17 protein-coding genes are annotated in these 20,341 nt (G+C 61.7%); 7 read left to right on the top strand and 10 right to left on the bottom strand.

Annotation, left to right across the window (positions count from 1 at the left end):
- Positions 1 to 74: 74 nt before the first annotated feature.
- On the top strand, positions 75 to 1,412 hold the full coding sequence (gene rfbH, locus PW792_10950; protein MDE1162445.1) for a lipopolysaccharide biosynthesis protein RfbH: 1,338 nt from the start codon (positions 75 to 77) through the stop codon (positions 1,410 to 1,412).
- Positions 1,413 to 1,470: 58 nt separating this feature from the next.
- Here rfbH and PW792_10945 read toward each other — a convergent pair whose 3' ends face one another.
- Positions 1,471 to 2,580 carry an NAD-dependent epimerase/dehydratase family protein gene (locus PW792_10945; GenBank protein MDE1162444.1) on the bottom strand — a complete coding sequence of 370 codons (1,110 nt, stop codon included), beginning with the start codon at positions 2,578 to 2,580 and terminating at the stop codon, positions 1,471 to 1,473.
- A gap of 122 nt (positions 2,581 to 2,702) precedes the next feature.
- Here PW792_10945 and PW792_10940 point away from each other — a divergent pair, with 122 nt between their 5' ends.
- The gene (locus PW792_10940; protein MDE1162443.1) at positions 2,703 to 4,937 is read left to right on the top strand and encodes a TonB-dependent receptor; all 2,235 of its coding nucleotides are present in this window, start codon (positions 2,703 to 2,705) and stop codon (positions 4,935 to 4,937) included.
- A 74-nt stretch (positions 4,938 to 5,011) separates the two neighbouring features.
- Here the strand turns inward: PW792_10940 and PW792_10935 are convergent, their stop codons facing one another.
- A complete protein-coding gene (locus tag PW792_10935) occupies positions 5,012 to 5,452 on the bottom strand; it encodes a hypothetical protein (GenBank protein ID MDE1162442.1) in 441 nt (146 codons plus the stop codon).
- Between the two features lie 105 nt (positions 5,453 to 5,557).
- On the opposite strand from PW792_10935, the gene PW792_10930 reads away from it, so the two are divergent.
- Positions 5,558 to 7,147, top strand: coding sequence for a family 43 glycosylhydrolase (locus PW792_10930; protein ID MDE1162441.1), 1,590 nt, complete (start codon positions 5,558 to 5,560; stop codon positions 7,145 to 7,147).
- Positions 7,148 to 7,150: 3 nt separating this feature from the next.
- Here PW792_10930 and PW792_10925 read toward each other — a convergent pair whose 3' ends face one another.
- The 7 genes from PW792_10925 to PW792_10895 form a co-directional block, all read right to left on the bottom strand.
- The gene (locus PW792_10925; protein ID MDE1162440.1) at positions 7,151 to 7,438 is read right to left on the bottom strand and encodes an ankyrin repeat domain-containing protein; all 288 of its coding nucleotides are present in this window, start codon (positions 7,436 to 7,438) and stop codon (positions 7,151 to 7,153) included.
- Between the two features lie 151 nt (positions 7,439 to 7,589).
- Positions 7,590 to 8,201 (bottom strand): D-sedoheptulose 7-phosphate isomerase, encoded by a 612-nt coding sequence (locus PW792_10920; protein ID MDE1162439.1) that lies wholly within the window; start codon positions 8,199 to 8,201, stop codon positions 7,590 to 7,592.
- Positions 8,202 to 8,227: 26 nt separating this feature from the next.
- On the bottom strand, positions 8,228 to 9,256 hold the full coding sequence (locus PW792_10915) for a glycosyltransferase family 2 protein (GenBank protein ID MDE1162438.1): 1,029 nt from the start codon (positions 9,254 to 9,256) through the stop codon (positions 8,228 to 8,230).
- Positions 9,257 to 9,276: 20 nt separating this feature from the next.
- Positions 9,277 to 9,786: a GtrA family protein gene (locus tag PW792_10910; GenBank protein MDE1162437.1), complete on the bottom strand. Its 510-nt coding sequence runs from the start codon at positions 9,784 to 9,786 to the stop codon at positions 9,277 to 9,279.
- Entirely contained in the window at positions 9,783 to 10,673 is an 891-nt protein-coding gene (locus PW792_10905) for an NAD(P)-dependent oxidoreductase (protein ID MDE1162436.1), read from the bottom strand. The genes PW792_10910 and PW792_10905 overlap by 4 nt, the downstream gene beginning before the upstream one ends.
- Positions 10,674 to 10,818: 145 nt before the next feature.
- On the bottom strand, positions 10,819 to 12,654 hold the full coding sequence (locus PW792_10900) for a thiamine pyrophosphate-binding protein (GenBank protein MDE1162435.1): 1,836 nt from the start codon (positions 12,652 to 12,654) through the stop codon (positions 10,819 to 10,821).
- Positions 12,655 to 12,732: 78 nt separating this feature from the next.
- Positions 12,733 to 13,275: an HAD hydrolase family protein gene (locus PW792_10895; protein ID MDE1162434.1), complete on the bottom strand. Its 543-nt coding sequence runs from the start codon at positions 13,273 to 13,275 to the stop codon at positions 12,733 to 12,735.
- Positions 13,276 to 13,375: 100 nt separating this feature from the next.
- Here PW792_10895 and PW792_10890 point away from each other — a divergent pair, with 100 nt between their 5' ends.
- Positions 13,376 to 14,485: a GGDEF domain-containing protein gene (locus PW792_10890; GenBank protein ID MDE1162433.1), complete on the top strand. Its 1,110-nt coding sequence runs from the start codon at positions 13,376 to 13,378 to the stop codon at positions 14,483 to 14,485.
- Between the two features lie 84 nt (positions 14,486 to 14,569).
- Here the strand turns inward: PW792_10890 and PW792_10885 are convergent, their stop codons facing one another.
- Positions 14,570 to 15,445: an N-acetylneuraminate synthase family protein gene (locus tag PW792_10885; GenBank protein ID MDE1162432.1), complete on the bottom strand. Its 876-nt coding sequence runs from the start codon at positions 15,443 to 15,445 to the stop codon at positions 14,570 to 14,572.
- Positions 15,446 to 15,866: 421 nt separating this feature from the next.
- Here PW792_10885 and PW792_10880 point away from each other — a divergent pair, with 421 nt between their 5' ends.
- From PW792_10880 to PW792_10870, 3 genes are all read left to right on the top strand, one after another.
- Positions 15,867 to 17,243, top strand: a complete 1,377-nt coding sequence (locus tag PW792_10880) for an ammonium transporter (GenBank protein ID MDE1162431.1) — start codon at positions 15,867 to 15,869, stop codon at positions 17,241 to 17,243.
- Between the two features lie 39 nt (positions 17,244 to 17,282).
- On the top strand, positions 17,283 to 17,621 hold the full coding sequence (locus PW792_10875) for a P-II family nitrogen regulator (GenBank protein ID MDE1162430.1): 339 nt from the start codon (positions 17,283 to 17,285) through the stop codon (positions 17,619 to 17,621).
- A gap of 109 nt (positions 17,622 to 17,730) precedes the next feature.
- Entirely contained in the window at positions 17,731 to 20,295 is a 2,565-nt protein-coding gene (locus tag PW792_10870; protein ID MDE1162429.1) for an HD domain-containing protein, read from the top strand.
- The last annotated feature ends 46 nt before the right edge of the window (positions 20,296 to 20,341 follow it).

Genomic DNA, 20,341 nt, shown 5'->3' with positions numbered 1-20,341 from the left:
AAAATCCGTCCTCTAATGCTGAACATCATACGGCAGTGCGGGCGGGAGGTGGCTGATATCCTGAAGAGGCCTTCATGACTTCACGCGCTAACGACCTCCGCCAACAGATTCTTGCTCTTACGAAAGAGTTCCATGCCGAGCAGTTTGCGGCGAAACCATTCGTTGCGGGCACCAGCGTCGTGCCTGTCTCCGGCAAGGTGATCGACGGCGAAGACATGGCCGCAGTGGTGGATGCGGCGCTCGATGGCTGGTTCACGACCGGGCGCTGGGCGAAGGAGTTCGAGCGCAAGCTGGCGCGGTTTGTCGGCGTGCGTTCGGCAAGCCTGGTGAACTCAGGTTCGAGCGCGAACCTGGTGGCGCTGAGTGCGCTCACCTCGCCAAAGCTGGGCGAGCGGCAGTTGAAGCCGGGCGACGAAGTGATTACCGTGGCATGCGGCTTTCCGACGACGGTGAATCCGATCTTCCAGAACCAGCTTGTGCCGGTATTTCTGGACGTGACGCTGCCAAACTACGAAGTCGATGTGACGAAGCTGGAAGAGGCCCGCAGCGAGAAGACCGGGGCTGTGATGATTGCGCACACGCTGGGCAATGTCTTCGACCTGGACGCGATCACGGCGTTCTGCCAGAAGTACAACCTGTGGCTGATCGAAGATTGCTGCGATGCGTTGGGCTCGGAGTGGAAGGGAAAGAAGGTCGGCTCGTTTGGCGATATCGCCACGGTGAGCTTCTATCCCGCGCACCACATCACGATGGGCGAAGGTGGTGCGGTGCTGACGAATAAGCCCGCGCTACAGGTGTTGATCGACAGCTTCCGCGACTGGGGCCGTGACTGCTGGTGCGAACCGGGCGTGGACAACACCTGCGGCAAGCGCTTCGACTGGCAGCTTGGTACGTTGCCGTGCGGGTATGACCACAAGTACACGTACTCGCATGTGGGCTACAACCTGAAGGCTACCGATATGCAGGCCGCCCTTGGCGTGCGGCAGATGGACAAGCTTGAGGGCTTTATCGCAAAGCGTAAGGCAAACTTCACCTTTCTGAAGGCTGCGCTGAAGCCGCTGGAAGAGTTTCTGGTGCTGCCGGAAGCGACCGAAGGTGCTGACCCTAGTTGGTTTGGCTTTCCTATCGGCGTAAAGGAGTCGGCGCCGTTCACGCGCGACCAGATGACCAGGGCGTTGGATCTTGCGAAGGTGGGAACGCGGAATATTTTTGCGGGAAATATGGTTCGCCAGCCTGCGTACGAAGGGCTTGCGTTTCGTGTGGTGGGCGAGTTGACGAACACAGACTGGGTGATGAATCAGGTCTTTTGGATCGGCGTATTCCCTGGACTGAACGACGAGATGCTGACCTACATCGCAGAGCAGATGATCGCGTTCGCGGAGAAGGCGAAAGCTGGGCTGCTGGTGGTGTAGAGGTTAGAGGGGAGAGCTTAGGAACGGCGTGGCTTTGGCTGCGCCGTTCCTTTTTGCGTTATGGCTTATGCCATGCCGCGCTGCGGAGAAGTGCTTCAGCAAGCGGGATGGTGACGGCGAGACCGAGTTCGTCGCGTGCGCGGTCTACGTCAGGGACGTAGCTATTCAGGGGCGCATCCAGCCTGGGTGTGCCGTCGATCTGGATCGCGAGCCCCGGGGAGAGTGTGTCAGCGGTCAGCTGCGCAGCTTCTGCAATCGTGTAGGCTTCGCCGGAGCCTACGTTGTAGGCGCGGTCAGGTGTGCCGTTCGTAAGCAGCGTCCAGAGCCAGATGGCGAGGTCCGCCATGTAGAGCCAGGAGCGGCGGGGAGTGCCGTCGCCTTTGATGTGAATCGGTTCGTTGCGGAGCGCGGAGCCGATGAAGTTGCCGATAGCAAAGTGCTGGTCAAGCGGAAGGTGCGGGCCGACGAAGGCGAAGCAGCGGGCGATGACAGGGGCGATCGGGCTGTTGTGCGTGTAGGCAATGCAGAGGTGCTCGGCCATGCGCTTGGCTTCGTCGTAGGAGCTGGCGAGCTGCAGCGGATCAGGCGCGCCGGTGTAGGTTTCCGGTGTGAAGGGCAGGGTGGTGCTGCGGCCGTAGACCGCGCCGGAGGAGATATAGAGCAGCCGTGTCGGGGAGGTGCGGTTGAGCTGTTGCAGCAGGTTACGGGTGCCTTCGAGGATCGATTCGGCGAGCGCGTACGCCGGTGCGTTGGACTGAGCGCCGGTGGAGTCCGTGGCTGCGTGCAGAACGTGCGTGAACTCTTCTGCTGGCAGCGCGAAGGAGCGAATATCGCCTTCGAGAAGCGTCACGGCGGGGTGCTTGGCGATGTGCGGAGAGCGTTCCCGGAAGGCTTCCGCGCTGCGAGTCAGAGCTGTGATGCGGACGCCGAGGGAGAGCTCGCGGTCTGCGTGCAGGATCGATTCGAGCAGCCAGTGGCCGAAGAAGCCGGTGCCTCCGGTAAGGAAGATGCGGGAGCTGCGCAGTCTCTCGAAGCTCGCGCGTGTGTGCGTGAGGATGTGGGCGAGGTCTTCGTGGGCGAGCGGCTTGTTGGGCATGGCGTAAACGGTTACAGGATATCCCGCCGTTGGCTGTTTCTTCTGGCCTGCACGCCCGCAGCTCCGGCGCATCGTATTGCTATACGTCTGGATTCGTCTAAAATTGAATAATTGTCGCTGGGCGATGTTTAGGCTTCCTGAAGTGGAAAGCATCGCCTGTGCGTTTGGCCCCTGGTGGCCTTTGGAGAGAGATAGTGGCGAAGAAGATAGGGCAGGGACGCCGTACGGCGGGCGTTTGGGGAGTGGTTTGTCTGGCAGCGGTGAGTGCCGCGGCGCAGAACAAGACAGACGTAACGAAGAGCAAGTCGGAAGTGAAGACGTCCGTGACCGTGACGGCAAATGCGGATGGATCGCCGGATGCGGCGTACGCTACGCAGGCCGTTGATCCGGGCGTGCTGGGAACGCAGCCGATTGTGAACCAGCCGTACACGATCACGACGATGCCGAGCCAGTTGATCGTGAACACGCAGGTGAAGAGCTTCAAGGATGCGATGAAGTTTTTGCCATTGGTGGAGTACACCGAGCAGCAGGGGCCGGAGGTGTTGCGTCCGGCGACGCGTGGCTTCCAGGGCGCGATCGCGCAGAACACCCGCATGGACGGCATGGCGATGGCGATCACCGGCGGCAACCCGATGGAGCAGTATGAGACGCTGCAGGTGCAGAACGGTTTGGGCGGTGCGATGTATGGCCCGGCAAACCCCTCCGGCACGTTTGATTTTGTGTTGAAGCGCGCGCCTGAGCACAGGGTGACGAACCTGTTCCTGGAGCAGGATGCGAAGAGCGTGGGAACCATCCTGCTGGATGCTGGCGACCGTCTGGGTGCGAAGAAGTGGTTCGGCTATCGAGCAAACCTGTTGTTTGGTGATGGCACGATGTGGGTGGAGCAGAGCCGGTTGCGTCGGCGTCTGGCCGAGCTTGCCGTCGATGCGCGTTTCACCAATCGCACGACGCTCGACGCGCATTACAGCGCGTACGACCTGGTGCAGCGCGGCTATCCGGGCTGGTTCAGCTACGGGCAGAATACGGCGATTGCAGGAACGACGCAGCAGCCTTCGCCGAGCTTCCTTCTGCCGAAGGCACCGGACCCGACGAAGCTTGGCTTCGGGCAGGCGTATGCGGGCGTGAACCTGACGACGCAGAGTGCGAGCACGCGGCTGCTGCATGAGTTCTCGCCAAACTGGCACGCGATGATGGGCGGACTGGCGCAGCGGCTTGATCGCTTTATCGACACGCCGGTGAACACGATCACGTCGAACACGGGCAACTACTCGACCTCCCTTTCGGCAGGGTTTGCGCCGCGCTTTGGCGTGGAAAGTGATCTGGGCTACCTTACCGGGGTGGTGCAGCGCTGGGGCCTGAAGCAGGATGTTGTGGTGGCCAGCCAGGGATACCGCTTCAACCAGTACGCGTACACAAAGCCCTCTGCAGGCAGCCTCTTGCTGGGGACAGCGAATGTGAACGCACCGAAGCAGTTCGCGGCTCCGTCTGTGGGGTTGCCGACGAACAAGGGGCTGTACCAGTCGGCGGTGGTGCATCAGCAGGGCTTTAGCCTGGCTGACCTCATCACCTTCCCGAAGTTCTTTGCCGTGCGTCTGGCGGCGAGCCAGGACTGGATTGGCGATGACAACTTCAGCTCCGTCTTTGTGCGTTCAGGTGGGTCGAACAAGAACGGCATCAGCCCTTCGGCGAGCGTAATGTTCAAGCCGACGTCGACGATGACGGCGTATGCGACGTATGCAAGCGCTCTGCAGCAGGGCGATATTGCTCCCGGCGGCACGGTGAACGCGGGGCAGGCGTTGGCTCCGTATCGCTCCAAGGAGTGGGAGGTCGGCTACAAGACGGCGTTACCCCAAGCCACATTGACTGCGTCGTTATTCCGTCTTGAGCGCCCCTTTGCGAACACGGTGGCGAACACCGGCGGCACAGGCACGATCTTCAAGATTGTGGGCGAGCAGGTGAACTATGGTGCGGAGATCTCCGGTCAGACGCTGCTGTGGAAGCGGTTGCTGCTGAACGGCGGCTTCACGGCGTTGAATGCCCGGTTGAACGATACAGGCATTGCGGCGACGGACGGCAAGCGTTTTGTCGGCATCCCGGGCTACCACTCGAACCTGTACGGCGAGTACAGTGTGCCGGGTGTGGCGAACCTTTCCATTACGGGTGACTGGCAGTTCACGGGACGGCGTCCTCAGGATGATCAGAACCTGAACTCGACGGAAGGTTTCCAAACCGTTGACCTTGGCTTCCGCTACGGTCGTCGCGTGTGGTCGAAGATGGCGACGCTGCGATTCACAGCGAACAACCTCGGAAACACGCACTACTACTCGACGATTGCGGCGGGTGATATTACCGGTACAAACGCGAGCGCGAACACGGCGCACTTTGGTGCTCCGCGGACTATCTCGAGTTCCTTGCAGGTCGCTTTCTAACCAGTCTTCAAGTGAGAAAGAAGAACGGCGCGCACTTTGCAAAGTGCGCGCCGTTCTCTTTATTGCTGAGGTGTTTAGTTCACGATGAGGGAGTTGATTCGGTCGTTCCATCCGCGACGGGGGCCTTTGCTGCTCCAGCCGAGATCGTCGACCATACCGAACTGAGCTTGCGGGCCGCGGAAGCCTCGTCCTGCAAAGGCCTGCACGCTTGCTCCGCCGAAGACCTGGATGGAGGAGATGCTGTGGTCGTAACCGCCGGGAAGATCGGGAATGCGGTCACCCGAGCGAACGCAGAAGCGATGGCCACGGAAGTGGGCGTCGGTGAAGAAGCAGGCACCGCGATGCGGTGGCGGACGGCGATCCCAGTCCGGGCCCCACTGGCCGGGGCCGTTGCGGTAGTTCCAATCACCACCGGGAGGCGGGAAGGGCGCATTCTGGCCGTACTGGGCGCAGGCCAGGCCGGAAGATGCCAGCAGGAAAACCATTGATGCGATCGAAAGCAGCGTACGTTTCATAAATCACACTCCGTGATACTGGGATGCTCATGATTCTCAAGATGTTGTTACCTGAGAAGCATACGCAAAGCCAGAGGTCAGGGCGGATTGATATGCTGTCTGGCAATGCGATCGCCACTGTCTCTTCGTCTTGTTCTCTCTGTCTCAATTTTGTCGTTGGTGGGTGCGGCGCAGGCGCAGAAGCCTGCTGTGGAAGTGTTGGACGCGCACTGGATAGCTCTGCGTTTTTCCCCAAGTTATCCGCATGGGAGGCATACCCAGAACCCGCTGCCAGGCGATGGATTGACGCTGCCGGCTCCGGAGGCAAGCTTTATCAAGGGGCAGGCCGGGCAGGGCTCGGAGAATCGCCGTTCCTGGGCGGAGTACCGCGTTCCTGTGCCGAACTTTGCTGCGGACGCCGGGGTGGATGAGTTTGCATTTGCTGGAGATTTGGAGAGCCACGGTGCGGTGGAGTTGACGCTGGACGCGGCGAAGGCGCGTCCGATGGCGGCTGGTGAGGAGGCGGCGAAGTGGGTTCCGGCGGAGTTTCTGAAGGGCAAAGCGTTTGACAGTGGCAGGTTGGCGAAGCTTCTAAATCCGGCGGAAGTGACTCTGGATCTAAGAGTTACGGTTGGTGCTGGGCTGCAGTTGAAGGGTGAGGCGGTGTTGTTGCTGCATACGCGCGAAGCGTTGGCCGAACCGGTCGGGTGGGCATCGAAAGAGCAGTCTGGCATGGCGTTTCCGCATATTGAGCCGTTATTTGACCAGTTTTTGCGGGATACTTCGATAGTTTTGGCTCCAGACGGGGTGTATTACATGACCGGAACGACGGGCGGGCCCGAAATGATGGTCGTAACGGCCGATTTGAGTGTCTGGAAATCGCCGGATTTGTGGCACTGGAGCCCCGTAAAAGACAAACCGAGGCAATCCACGGTTGTGTGGAATATTGACCGCGACGGAACGTGGATGAAGCCGGTGACGATGCGGGATGGTGAGCCGTTTCGGCCGCTGTGGGCTCCGGAGATTCATGCGATCAACGGGACGTTTTGGATTCCGTTCTCGGTACCGCGGCACGGCACGACGCTGCTGAAGAGCACGAGCGGGAAGGCGGAAGGACCGTATGAGATTGCGATCAAGCCAGATGAACCGCTGAGCACGGGCATCGACGGATCGTTGTTTCAGGACACGGATGGCAGTGTGTACTTCCTGAACGGCGGCGGCTGGATTGCGAAGATGAAGCCGGACATGAGCGGGCTGGCGGAGCCGATGCGGCACATCACCAGTGCGAGCGGGCGCGAGGTTGGCTTTGAGGGGGTGTCCCTGTTCAAGGACGGCGACGCGTATAACCTGTGCGTTGCGGACTTTGTGCTCGGAGAGTACAACACCTACATCGCGACGGCGAAGTCCCTGAACGGGCCGTGGAGCGAGCGCTATCTGGCGGTGCCCCATGCAGGGCATGCGAACTTCTTCCGCGATAAGCAGGGGCGGATGTGGTCGACGTTCTTTGGCAATGACCGACACTCGCCGTTTGGGGCGAGGCCGAGCCTTGTGCCGATGGTGAAGGACGCGAAGGGCCGCTGGCATCCTGACGCAACGTTCGTCTGGCCTGCGAAGGACGGCCAGACGGAGGCGAAGGCTTTGACGCAGGTTCCGGGAGCGATTGGGCCTTCGGACGGTCAGCCGCAGCAGGTCGGCGTGATGTCGACGAAGCGTTAGAGCTTAGCTTGCGCCCTGGCTGCGGAGGAACGCGGCGAAATCGGTGAAGCCTTTGCCCTCGGCGATAGCGAGAGCGGTTTCGCCCTTGCTGTTCTTGAGGTTGGTGGAGACGCCCTTGTCAAAGAGAACCTGGGCGAGGGCCAGGTTGCCTTCGACGGCGGTGAGCATGAGAAGCGTCCAGCCGTTCTGGTTCTTGAGTTGAGGATCGAGACCAGCGGCGATTGCGGCGCGAAAGCCTGCTTCGTCGCCACGCTTGATGAGGGTTTGGGCTGCGCGATAAGAGATAGCCATCACTTGCAGTCTTTCAGCAGCGCCTGTGGATTGAGCGGATTCGCAAAATTCGGCTCCGGGAAGGGGGCTGCGGCAAACAGCAATGCGATAGCGCGAAGGGGCATGGCTTCACGCTATCGCATCGGTTGCTGCAAGAAAAGCGTGTGAGGAGTTATTCGGCGAGGTGCTGGGGCTTCTTGCCGAAGCCTTCGCCGAAGTAAAAGCGCTCGACGATCATGCAGTAGATGTGCTCGAGGGCGATGTGGGACTCCTGAATGTTCATCGTGACGGAGGAGGGGATGATGACGTTCAGGTCGGCGAGGGGCTTCATCGCTCCGCCGTCGTTGCCGGTGTAGGCGACGGTGTGGAGGCCCATTTCGCGAGCAAGCTTGAGGGCCTTGACGCAGTTCTTCGAGTTGCCGGAGGTGGAGATGGCGAGCAGGACGTCACCGGGGCGACCGAGAGCTTCGACCTGGCGTTCGAAGACGTTGTCGTAGTGGTAGTCGTTGCCGATGGCGGTGAGGATGCTGGTGTCGGTGGTGAGCGCGATGGCGCGCAGCGCGGGACGATCGACGGTGAGGCGTGAGACGAACTCGGCGACAAGGTGCTGAGCGTCTGCTGCGGAGCCGCCGTTGCCACAGACGAGAAGCTTACCGCCAGCCTTCATGCTTTCGGCGGTGATGCGTCCGGCTTCCACGACGGTGGCGTGGATGGAGTCGTCCGCGAGGACCTTGGTCATGGTGTCGATGGATTGCTGCAGTTGCTTTTTGACGAGGTCGATCATGGAGCTCCAGGAAGTAGGGGGTAGGGCTATTTGGTGGTGGGTGTTGTGAGGGGATTGCCTGCGGTGAGGCCGTTCAGGGTGACGGGGGCGGATCGGGCGGGGCCGAAGCCGTGGTCAAAGTTTTCGCGGAAGAGCTCAACTGCGTAGGGGCGGTGCTGCAACTGGGTGTAGATGGCGCCGACGTACTCACCCATGATGCCGAGGCAGATGAGCACGATGGAAAGCATGAGGAAGACACCGATGATCATGGGCGCGACGCCGACGGTGAAGGTGTTCCAAAAGATGAGCTTGGCGGCGAGGTAGCCGAAGGCGATGAGGAACGAGAGGACCGCACCGAAGAAGCCGGCGAAGGTGGCGAGACGCAGCGGTACCTTCGACTGGTTGATGATGCCGAGCATGCCGATGTCGTAGAGCGTGTACCAGTTGTTCTTGGTGACGCCGAACTTGCGGGCGGGCTGGTCGTAGAGCAGCTTGACGGTGGGCAGGCCGATTTCGGCGATGAGACCGCGGAAGTACGGGTAGGGGTCGTCGAAGGAGCGCACGAGATCGACGACCTTGCGGTCGTAGAGGCCAAAGCCGGTGTAGTTCTGGATGGTTTCGATAGAGGAGAGACGCTCGGCGAGCCGGTAGTACTGCTTGCGGAGCCAGAACATGAGCGAGGCTTCTTCACTGGTGCGTTTGATGCCGATGACGCAGTACGCTCCGTTCTCCCACTCGCGGACGAGGTCGAGAATCATGGGCGGCGGGTCCTGCAGATCGGCGACGATGCCGATCATGGCGTCGCCACGGGCCTGGAAGAGGCCGTGGATGGGCGAACGGATGTGGCCGAAGTTGCGCGAGTTGCGAATGATCTTCACGTTGGGGTCCTCGGCTGCGATCAGGCGCAGGATGGCGACGGTGTTGTCGCGCGAGGCGTTGTCGATGAAGATGTGCTCGTAGTCGTAGCGATCATTGAGCTGGGTCATCACGTCGCGAACCTGGTTATAGAGGTTCAGGACGTTGCCTTCCTCGTTGAAACAGGGCGTGATGATGGAGATAGTCTTCTTGTCTGCCACTGGGGGTAAGTGTAGCCGAGTCAGTCGGCTGGCGTTGAGGGCTTCTGGCGGAAGGTGACCTTGCGGTGTCCGATGAAGCCGAGGATGACGGAGAAGCCGGTGGTGATGGCTCCGGCGAGGTAGCCTGCGGTGCCTTTGCCGAAGGGCTCATGGCTGTGCAGGACATATTGCAAGAGACGGGTGAGAGCAGAGAGCGCGAGCAGGCCGGGAAGCATGCTGACGCCGTAGACGCCGAAAGCTTTGAGCCACTCCTGCAGGTGGTTGCCGCGGGTCTTGAAGACCCACAGCTTGTAGTTGAAGTACGAGATGGTGATGTTGAGCGGCGTGGAGATGATGGACGCCAGCACGGCGGTGAGCGCAAGCCAGTGCGAGGGCAGCGCGTGTGTGAGCAGGTAGAGCGTGAGCGCGAAGAGTCCGTAGCCGAAGAGGGTATTTACGACGCCGACGGCGAGGTAGCGCAGGACCTGTCCTGGAGGGAAGAGGTCTTTGGCGCGGTGCCAGAGCCGGGGCTGGGCGGTGGTGCGGATCATCCGGCGGCCAGGGACTCTTTCCAGCTCAGGATGCCTTCGGCGGGGGAGCGCATGATCCTGCGGCCGAGCAGATCGTTGAGGGTGTCGATGCGGAGGCCGCCGAGGAGCGGGCGATCGGCTTTCTGGTTGAGCTCAGGCGTGGTGAGCGCGACGACGTTTGTGGTGTCGAGGCCGAGGATGTCGCAGGCCTGCAGGGCGAAGTCGTAGCGGGAGAGGAACTCTGGACCGGCGACGTGGACGAGGCCGGCGGAGCCTTGCTCCAGAAGCGCGAGCGTGGCGGTGGCGAGGTCTTCGACGTGGGTGGGTGTGGCGAGCTGGTCGGTGGGGCAGCGCATGGTGCCGCCGGAGTTGAGGACCCGACTGAGGGTGTAGAGGAAGTTCTTCTTTTGCGGGTCGGGGCCGTAGACGGTGGTGGTGCGGAGGACGAGCGCACTGGGGTGCTCGTCGAGTACGGCGAGTTCGCCTTCGAGCTTGGTGCGGCCGTAGACGGAGAGCGGACGGGTGGCGTCGGTTTCTGCGTAGGGCCCGGCGGCGCCGTCGAAGACGTAGTCGGTGGAGAGGAAGGCGAAGGGGATGTTGCGGGCGGCGCGAGCGAGCGCGAGCGGGCCGAGGTGGTTGGCGGCGGAGGCCCAGGCGTTGTCGGACTCGCAGCGCTCGACGTCGGTGGCGCCGGCGGCGCAGATTACGGCGGAGGGCTTGTGCTCGGCGATGAGGCGCTCGGCGGCGGCAGGGTCCGCGGCGAGCTGTTCGAGGTCGGCGTGCACGGTTTCGGGCGTGAGCTGGCGTCGGGCGGCAGGGATCGCGCGCGAGCCGAGTTGAGCGCAGAGAGCGGTGCCAAGCTGGCCGGTGGAGCCGACGACGAGAACGGTGCCGATGGATTGAGTCATCAAAGAATTCCTGGGAACAGTGTAATGGTGCCGCGTTTGCTCTTCGTTTGGATGCAGAAGGGCGGAAAAGGCGGTATGGGAATGCGTCGCTTGCGAGGAGAAAGGGACGCTCCCCGTTGGGAGCGTCCGCGGGGTTGCGGGGGAGCTACTCTTCGAGCGGCTTGATGATCATGTTCTCGAGGAACTCTTCGCGGGAGAGGAAGGGGAAGAGGTCTTCGAGCGGCTTGGAGACGAAGCTGCCGTCTTCCTTCTGGTAGCTCTGGAGGCGGGGTGCGCGGATCTCGTCGGGGATGACGCGGACGTCGATGACGACTGGGCCGTCGATCTCAAGGGCCTTGCGGACGTCTTCGCGGAGGTTGGTCTGGTCTTCGATGACGACGGAGGCGATGCCATAGCTGGCGGCGATCTTCGAGAGGTCTGGCACGGTGAGGCCGGTGGCTGCGTTGGCACCGATCTGCGCGCTGCCGAAGTAGGCCTGCTGCGAGGCGCGGATGGAAGCGTAGCCGTCGTTGTTGAGGACGAAGAGCTTCACGGGCAGGTTGAGGCGGCGAGCGGTTTCTAGCTCCTGAATGTTGAACTGGAAGCCGCCGTCACCATCGACGAGGATGGTGCGCTGGCGGTTGGAGCCGATGCATACGGCGAGCGCCATGGGGAGCCCGTAGCCCATGGAGCCGAGGCCTGCGGTGTGGAAGAGGCGTTGGCCGCTGCGTGTGGGGCAGGCGAGGAGGAAGATCTCGATGCCGGAGCCGGAGGAGCCGGAGACGATCTTGTCTTCCTGCTTGGACTCGGTGCCGATGACCTCGGCAAGGTTGTAGATGGAGACGAGGCCTTCGGGCTTGCGGTGCTCGTCGGTGACGACGCCATAGCGGACCTTCCAGTCGGCGGCGCGGTTGTTCCAGTCGGTCCAGAGGGAGTGGTCGAGCGGAGTTTTGAGGGCCTTGAGCTGAGCGAGGAGTTCGGTGAGGAACGCCCGGGCGTCGGAGACGATGGGCTGCTGCAGGTGCGGGTAGAGCTTCTGAAGCTCGGAGGGGTCAATGTCGACGGCGATCTTGTGGGCCTCGCGCGCGAGGTTCTGTGGAGCGTAGCCGGTGATGGCCATGTCCATGCGCGAACCGAGGACGAGCAGGAAGTCGCAGTTCTGCAGGGCGAAGTTGGCACCGCGAGCGGCGACGTTGCCGGGGCGGCCGACGAAGGTGGGGACGTCGGAGGGAACGAGGTCAGCCGCACACCAGGTGGCTACAGTAGGTACGTCGAGGAGCAGGCGCAGCTCGGTGAAGAGCGATTCTGCCTTGGCGAGGCGGGTGCCGTTGCCGACGAAGAGCAGGGGGCGCTCAGCTTTTTGCAGTTCGGCGACGACGCGGGCGACCTCGTCCTTGAGGTTGGCGTTGGCCTGTGCGGCTTCATGCTCGCTGGGGTCGAAGGAGCGGAGCTCGGAGGGCTCGGGGATGGGAGCGGCCTGTACGTCGAGCGGGATGTCGAGCCAGACGGGACCGGGGCGGCCGTTCATGGCGAGGTAGTAGCACTTTTCGAGCTCGTAACGGATGTCGAGCGGCTCGGTGATGACCTTCGCGTACTTGGTGATGGGCGCGACGATGGAGGTGATGTCGACTTCCTGCACACCGAGCTGGCGCATGCCGAGGGGCTTGCCGGTGACGGCGTCGAACATGCGGTCGGGGCGCTTGACCTGGCCGGAGAGGAAGAGCGTGGGCGTGGAGTCAAGCCATGCGCCGGCTACGCCGGTGACGGCGTTGGTGCCGCCGGGGCCGGTGGTGACGAGGCAGACACCGAGGTCGTTGACAGCCTTGGCGTAGCTCTCGGCACACATGGCCGAGGCTTGCTCGTGCGAGTTGCAGATGGCTTCGAGGCGGTCGTTCTGCGCGAGCGAGGCGTTGAGGTGCATGGCACCGCCGCCGGTGACGAGGAAGACGTGCTTGACGCCTTTGTCGGCGACGAATTGGAAGACGTAATCGGTAAGCTTCATGATCTCGGTGTTTGTGATGTCGGTTTGGGCTATCAGCCTGTGTCTATCGGGTTGGGACGGAGGTAGCGAGGCGGCCGGTTACTCGGGCGGATGAAGAAGGAAGACGTCTCGGCCGCGGAGGTTACGGGCTTTGAGGATGGCGTCGGCAAAGTCGCGGACGGCACCGGCCCCACCATCGTTGGGAGCGATGAAGCCACCGGCTGCGGCGATGTACTCGCGGACTTCGGCGGCGGCGTTGGCCGGGCAGCAGGAGAGGCCTGCGATGTCCATGGCGAAGAGGTCGTTGACGTCGTCTCCGAAGAAGGCGGTGGTGGAGAGGTCGAGGGAGAATGTGTCGGCGAAGTCGCGCAGGGCGGTGGCCTTGTCGCGTGTTCCTTTGCGGACGAAGTGGAGGCGCAGCTTCTCGGCGTAGCGGTCTACGAGAGGAGATGGCTCGCCGGAGATCAGCGCGAGCTTGATGCCGAGGCGGCGAAGAAGCGAGATGCCCATGATGTCGTTGAAGGCGAAGCTCTTTGCTTCTTCGGCAGAGCCTGCGGTCCAGGTGAGGCGCCCATCGGTGAGGACACCATCGACGTCAAAGGCGACGGCGGTGAGGTTGCGGAGTCGTTCGTCCAACGGCATGGGGCAAGTGTATGCGGTTTCTTTAGTTTCTGGCGTCGGGAGCATCTAGACTGTATCTGCTCTCATGGATATTCATTCTGTATTACAACTGCAATCGTGCATGCTGCTCGTACTTGGACTGGTGGTGCTACTGGCACATCAGACAAGCCGCATGCCTGATGCAAACGCGAGCATTCGCTGGTTTTTTGTCGGCACCATGCTCGGTGCGCTGGGTCTGGGGCTGTTGTCGTTCCGGGACGTGTGGCCACCAATTTTCACGATCGTGGCAGGTAATTTCTTCTTCCTCCTGATGGTTGTATGCCTTGGCAAGGCGGTCGCCCTTCTGGTGGAGTACCCGGGGCGCGTTATCCCGTACTACATCGTGCTTACCGTGATCACGACGGGAGCGCTGGCGTATTACACCTGCGACATCCCGTTCCTGGCCCGTCGAATTCTGGTTGCGTCCATTGCGATGCCTCTGTTCCTGGCTCCCCTCGTGGTTCTGCTGTTCAAGGCAAAGAGGCCGGAGATTCTGATCCCTGCACGGACGATGGCCGGGCTGTTTCTTGCGCACATTGTGAACAGCCTCCTGTTCCTTGTTGCGACGCTGCGAGGCGCGCATATGCCAGGGAATGTTCGCTGGACGGGTGTTGTGCTGATTGCAGGGATGTGTCTCTGCTTCCTGTGGATGGACATGCAGCGTACGCGTGGCGAGTTGAGTGCGCTGGCGATGACCGATCCGCTGACGGGGCTGTTGAACCGCCGGGCGCTTGAGCTGATGGCACCACGGGAGCTGGCCTGGGCTGCTCGCAAGGCTGTGCCGCTCACGTTGCTGACCGTGGACATCGATCAATTCAAGATCATCAATGACAAGTATGGACACATGATCGGGGACGCCGCCCTGCTGGGTGTTTCGTCGGTGCTGAAGCGTGCGATCAGGATGCAGGACCTCGCCGTTCGGACGGGCGGTGACGAGTTTATGCTGCTGCTGGTCGACTCTTCTGAAGAAATAGCGGACCGTGTTATTCGCCGTATCGATGAAGAGATGAGTCAGCTCGATCTGCGCACGCATGACAAGTCGCGGTATGCTCTGTCGGTCTCTATTGGTCGTTACACAACGGTTCCGCGGGCCGAGAGCAGCTATGCGGAGCTTGTTCACGCGAGCGATATTGACCTGTATCGCAGGAAGCAGCTTCGCAGTGCAGCGGCGTCGCCGGAGCTTGCCCTGTAACACCTTCGCGAAGACATGTGTGGGAATGGAAACGGCGTCCGGAGTGTTCCGGACGCCGTTTCTTTTTTCCAGTGGAACGGTGCGTTAGACTGCAGCGCCGACGCGGCGAAGCTTCTTCATCACGGGAACTTCTTCGTCGTAGACCTTCTTGACGCCGTCGCCCATGGACTGTTCGCAGAGGCGAATGTCGCGGACGAGGCGGCTGATGCCGTTTGGCTCCAGCGAAGCGGCCTGGTCAGAGCCCCACATGGCGCGGTCCATGGTGATGTGGCGCTCGACGCAGCAGGCACCGAGCACGGAGGCGGCCACGGAGGTGGGGATGCCGGTTTCGTGGCCGGAGTAGCCGACGGGGATGTCGTAGCGCTCGATCATGGAGGGAATGGCCTTCAGGTTGAGCTGCTCGTACTTCGCCGGGTAGGTGGAGGTGGTGTGCATGAGGATGAGATTGTCCTTGCCGAGGACTTCGACGGCGTGGTCGATTTCGGCGTAGGTGCTCATGCCGGTGGACGCGATGACGGGCTTGCCGGTCTTGCGGATGTGGCGGAGCAGGTTGTCATCGGTCAGCGAGGCGGAGGCGATCTTGTAGACGGGGGTGTCGAACTGCTCCATGAAGTCGACGGAGGCTTCATCCCACGGAGAGACGAACCAGTCGATCTTGACCTGCTTGCAGAAGGACTGAATTTCAGCGTAGTCGTGCTCGTCGAACTCGAGGCCGCGCTTCAGGTCGCCGTTGGTTTCACCGAACGGGTTGGGGCGCGGAGTGGAGAGTTCCTTCTCGGTGTAGACGACTTCAACGGTGCGCTTCTGGAACTTGACGGCGTCGCAACCGGCGGCCACGGCAACGGAGATGAGGCGCTTGGCGAGGTCGATATCGCCGTTGTGATTGATGCCGATTTCGGCGATGACGTAGCAAGGATGACCCGGGCCGAGCTCGCGGTTTCCGATCTTGACGGTCTTCATTTGATGCTCCTGAAGGGGGACTTGCGATTGTGGCGTCGGGCTGGAGGGACAACGCTAGAACCGGCTTGTGACTGAAACGGATTGTCGCAGAGGAGGTTGCGGAGCGTCCAGCCTTGGACACGCCTCATGCGCTGACAGTTGTTTTGACGGGGGTGGGGCGGTTCCGGGTGCGTGGAAAACGAGCAAGGCGGTTACGGTGTTGTAGAGTAAACCCAACTGATTTCTCAAACAGAGCGTTTCCGGTCGCAGTATGGGTCTTTTCCGGAGGCGCGGATCGTCTTTCCTGCGCTTGATTTTAGAGCGTAGCGGGTGAGGCCTTCCATTCGGCTTTCGCCGGCGAAAGGTGATGGTACAGATGGGTTGGAGTGGCAAGTTGTTGGGATCAACGAAGCGGAATCGCGTGATGGCGGCGGCCGCAGTCATGCTGTCAATGGGGCACGCCTGGGCACAAACGGCGGCTACCGTTCCTGTGGATCGTCTGGCGGCGCTGGAGAAGGCGAATGCGGCGAACGCTACGGCGATTGCCAGCGCGCAGAGCGCAGGCGATAACGCGTGGATGCTGGTTTCTGCTGCGCTTGTGCTTCTGATGAGCGGACCGGGACTGGCCCTGTTCTACGGCGGCCTAGTGCGCAAGAAGAACATTCTGGCGACGATGATGCAGACGTTTGCCATGATGGCGATCATCACGGTGCTGTGGGCGCTGTTTGGCTACTCGCTGGCGTTTGCGCCGGGATCCGGACATCTTGCACCGTTCATCGGCGGCTTCCAGAACGTGTTTCTGCGCGGTGTGGGTGTAGCGCCGGGGCCGTATGCGGCGACGATTCCTTCGCAGACGTTTATGGTCTACCAGTTGATGTTCGCGATCATCACGCCTGCGCTGATCACGGGCGCGTTTGCGGAGCGCATGAAGTTCTCTGCGATGCTGGTGTTCCTGATCCTGTGGTCGATCATCGTGTACTCGCCGATGGCGCACATGGTGTGGGGCGTGGGTGGCTTCCTGAACGTTGCGGGTGGGCGGTTCCCGTGTCTGGACTTTGCCGGCGGAACGGTGGTTCACGTGACCTCGGGCGTGAGCGCTCTGGTGACGGCCCTGTACCTTGGCAAGCGTCTTGGGTATCCGCAGAAGCCGATGCCGCCGCACTCGGTGGTGCTCAGCTTTATCGGCGCCTGCCTGCTGTGGGTGGGCTGGTTCGGCTTCAACGCCGGTTCGGCGCTGGCGGCTTCCGGGTTGGCGACGAGCGCGTTTGTGGCCACACACTTTGCTGCGGCTGCTGCGGCCTGCGGCTGGCTGGCGGCGGAGTGGATTCGCAATGGCAAGCCTTCGGCGTTGGGTGGTATCTCGGGAGCGGTGGCTGGCCTGGTGGGCATTACGCCGGCGGCTGGTTTCGTGACGCCGATGTCGGCGCTTTGGATCGGCCTGATTACCGGCGTCTTCTGCTTCTACATGGTCGTGACGGTGAAGAACATCTTCGGCTATGACGACTCGCTCGACGCGTTTGGTGTGCATGGCTCGGGCGGAACGCTGGGCGCGCTGCTGACGGGTCTGTTTGCGAACTCCGGCATCAATGCGGTCTTCGGCAACGGTAAGGCGACGGGGCTTTTCGAAGGAAACGGTCACCAGATGCTGAACCAGCTTGTTGGTGTGGCGTTGGCGTGGGGAGTTTCTATCGTCGGCACGCTCGTTATCCTCTTCGTTGTTGATAAGCTGATTGGTCTGCGCGTGAGCGAAGACGATGAACGCGAAGGCCTGGATATTACTCAGCATGGCGAAGAAGGCTACGACTGGGAAGCTGCATAAACATGGCTCAGGCCATAAGCGACTAGAGGAGCAAGAGCAATGCAGAAGATTGAGGCTGTGATTCAGCCGTCGAAGCTGGAAGCTGTAAAGGACGCGTTGGTAGAAGCGGGTATCGCGGGCATCACCATCCTGGAAGCACGCGGCCACGGCCGCCAGAAGGGCCACACGGAGTTTTACCGCGGACGCGAGTACGCCGTGGACCTGTTGCCGAAGGTGAAGCTGGAGATCGTGGTCACTGACGATATGGTGGAGAAGGCGACTCAGGCGATCATCACGGCAGCTCGTACGGGACGCATTGGCGATGGCAAGATCTTCATTTCGAAGATCGATGAAGCCATCCGCATCCGTAACGACGAGCGCGGCGAGATCGCGCTCTAGTTCGGGCGAGAGGGCTCGACGGCCAGAAGGTACTTCGACGACAACGCAAGAACTTACAGGGAGAGTACCGACGAACGACGAGACGATGCGCGCAGAGTACGAGCGACGGATGGCTGACATTCGTCGCGAGTTTGACCGTACTGGAGATGGTTTGGCGGTGCTGGCTTCGCGCACCGCTCTCGTTGATGAGTTGGTGCTTCGCCTGTGGGGCGAAGAGGTTGCGCGGGAGCCGAAGCTGGCTTCGGGCGTGGCGCTGGGCGCGGTCGGCGGTTATGGCCGGAGCCAGCTTTTCCCTTACTCGGATGTCGATCTGCTGATCCTGGTGGAGAAGTCCGATGTGGGGAAAGAGGCGATTCGGCGGGTCTCCCAGATGCTGTGGGATTGCGGGCTGAAGATCGCTTTGTCGTCGCGGCCGACGGGGGATTGCGAGCGTTTTGAGCCGACCAACCCGGAGTTTGGGCTGAGCCTGCTGGACTTTCGTGGGCTCGGCGGCGACGAAAAGCTGCTGGCGAAGATGCGCGAGCGTTGCCTGCCGCGGTTGCTGAAGCATGACAAGAGCATTGTGGCCGAGTTGGGCGCGCTGACGCGTGAGCGGCATGGAAAGTACGGCAACACGCTCTTTCACCTGGAGCCAAATATCAAGGACTGCCCGGGTGGTCTGCGTGATGCTCATGTGTCGGAGTGGCTGCGGCGGATTCAAGCGGTTCGCAGCCATGAGCCGTCGTCGGCGTACAGCGAAGAGTATGGCGAGGCGTTGCAGTTTCTGACCGCAACGCGGGTGTTTCTGCATTATCGCCACGAGCGGGATGACAATACGCTGGAGTGGCGTTCGCAGGATGCTGCGGCTGAGGCTGGCATTGGTGTCCGTGTTGGCGAAGGCCGACGGTCGGTCGACGCGGCGTATTGGATGCGGGTGTACTTCCGCCATGCGCGTACGGTGGAGCGGTTGCTGGCGCGTGAGGCGGAACTGACGGGGATGCGGCTGGGGGCGGGTGAGTCTCCGAAGTCGCTGAAGATTCCTGCCGGTGCGGGCTTTCGGATGCGCGATCGTCGCATTGAGATGGTGGACCGCATGGTGTCGGGGTCTGATCCGGCGCATGAGCCCGAAGTGGTGCTGGCGGTCTTCGCCGCGATGGCTGCGAGTGGAGCGAAGCTCGCGCCTGAAACGGAAGAGCGGATTGCCGATGGCATTCCGCTGTTGAGCTCGACGCTGGAAGAGGGGCCGGGGCTGTGGCGTGCGTTGTCGCGCATCCTGACGGGAGAGTTTGCGGCGGATGCTTTGCGCGTGATGCATGCGGTGGGCATGTTGGAGCTGATGCTGCCGGAGTTTCATGGCATTGATGCGCTGGTGATCCGCGATGCGTACCACCGGTACACGGTGGATGAGCACACGTTTGTTCTGATCGAGACGCTGCATGGGCTTGAGCAGACTGCGCCGAAGGGTGCGCCGGACTGGCGCAATAAGTTTGGCTCGATGATCCGCGAGTTGCAGAACCCCGGGTTGCTCTACCTGGCGGCGTTGTTGCATGACACCGGCAAGGGGCGCGCGGGGGATGACCATGCGGTGGAGAGCGCACGCATGGCCGCAAGCGTGATCGCGCGCATGGAGATGGACGCGTACGACGCGGGCATGGTGCTGCGACTGATCGAAAACCATCTGGAGATGTCCGCTGCGTTGCGCCGGGACATTTTCGACACCGAGACGGTAAGGACGTTTGCGAGCAAGGTGCAGACGCCAGAGCTGCTGCGCATGTTGACGCTGTTTACCTATGCGGATATTCAGGCGGTGCATCCTGATGCGTTGACGCCGTGGAAGGCTGAGAACCTGTGGCGGCTTTCGATGGCGACGGCGAACCAACTGGATCGCAGTGTGGATGAAGATCGCGTTCATGCCGGAGAGATTCGCGTGACGGGAGCCCGGCATCGGGATGCGCGCATTGCGCGGATTATGGAGCTGGCGCGGGGCAGAGAGAGCGCCGCGACTGAGTTTCTGGAAGGCTTCCCGGAGCGGTATCTCGAAACCCGGCCGCCGGAGACGATCTTCCGCCACTTTGAGATGACTCGCGATTTTGAGCGGGAGCCGTTCCAGATTGCGTTTCGTCATGGCGAGTCGATCAGTGAAATTACGCTGGTGACGCGTGATCGCGCGCGTCTGTTTGCCAGCATGGCGGCTGCGCTGGCAGCGTGGGGGATGAACGTTGTGACGGCGGATGCGTTTGCGAACACTGCGGGTGTGGTCGTCGACAGCTTCCGGTTTACGGACATCTTCCGCACGCTGGAGTTGAACGAGGATGAGCGTGCGCGGTTTGTGGAGAGCGTGCGCGATCTGGTAGCGGGCCGGGCGAATGTGGAGACGATGCTGAACAGCCGTCGCCGTGCCCGGAGGCGTGCGCCGCGCGTGGTGGTGGAGACGCGGATCGAGTTCGACGACACGGCCAGCAAGAACGCGACGCTGCTGCAGGTGGTGGCGCAGGATGTGCCGGGGCTGCTGCGAGCGGTGAGTTCGGTGATTTCGGCGTCGGGGTTGAACGTTGAGGTTGCGCTGATCGATACCGAAGGCGAAGTGGCGATCGATGTGTTCTACCTGTCTTCCGGTGGGGAAGGCCTGAAGGCCGCGGTTGCAGAAGACCTGCGCGCAGAGCTGATGAAAGCGATTGAAGAGAATGCGCGGTAGAGCAGGCAGAGCTGCGGTGTTGCTGGGGTCTCTGGTGGTTTGGCAC

The organism is Acidobacteriaceae bacterium (assembly GCA_028283655.1).
Taxonomy (GTDB): Bacteria; Acidobacteriota; Terriglobia; order Terriglobales; family Acidobacteriaceae; genus Granulicella.
Note: the sequence above shows the minus strand (reverse complement) of the source record. Positions and strands in the feature narration are given on the sequence as shown.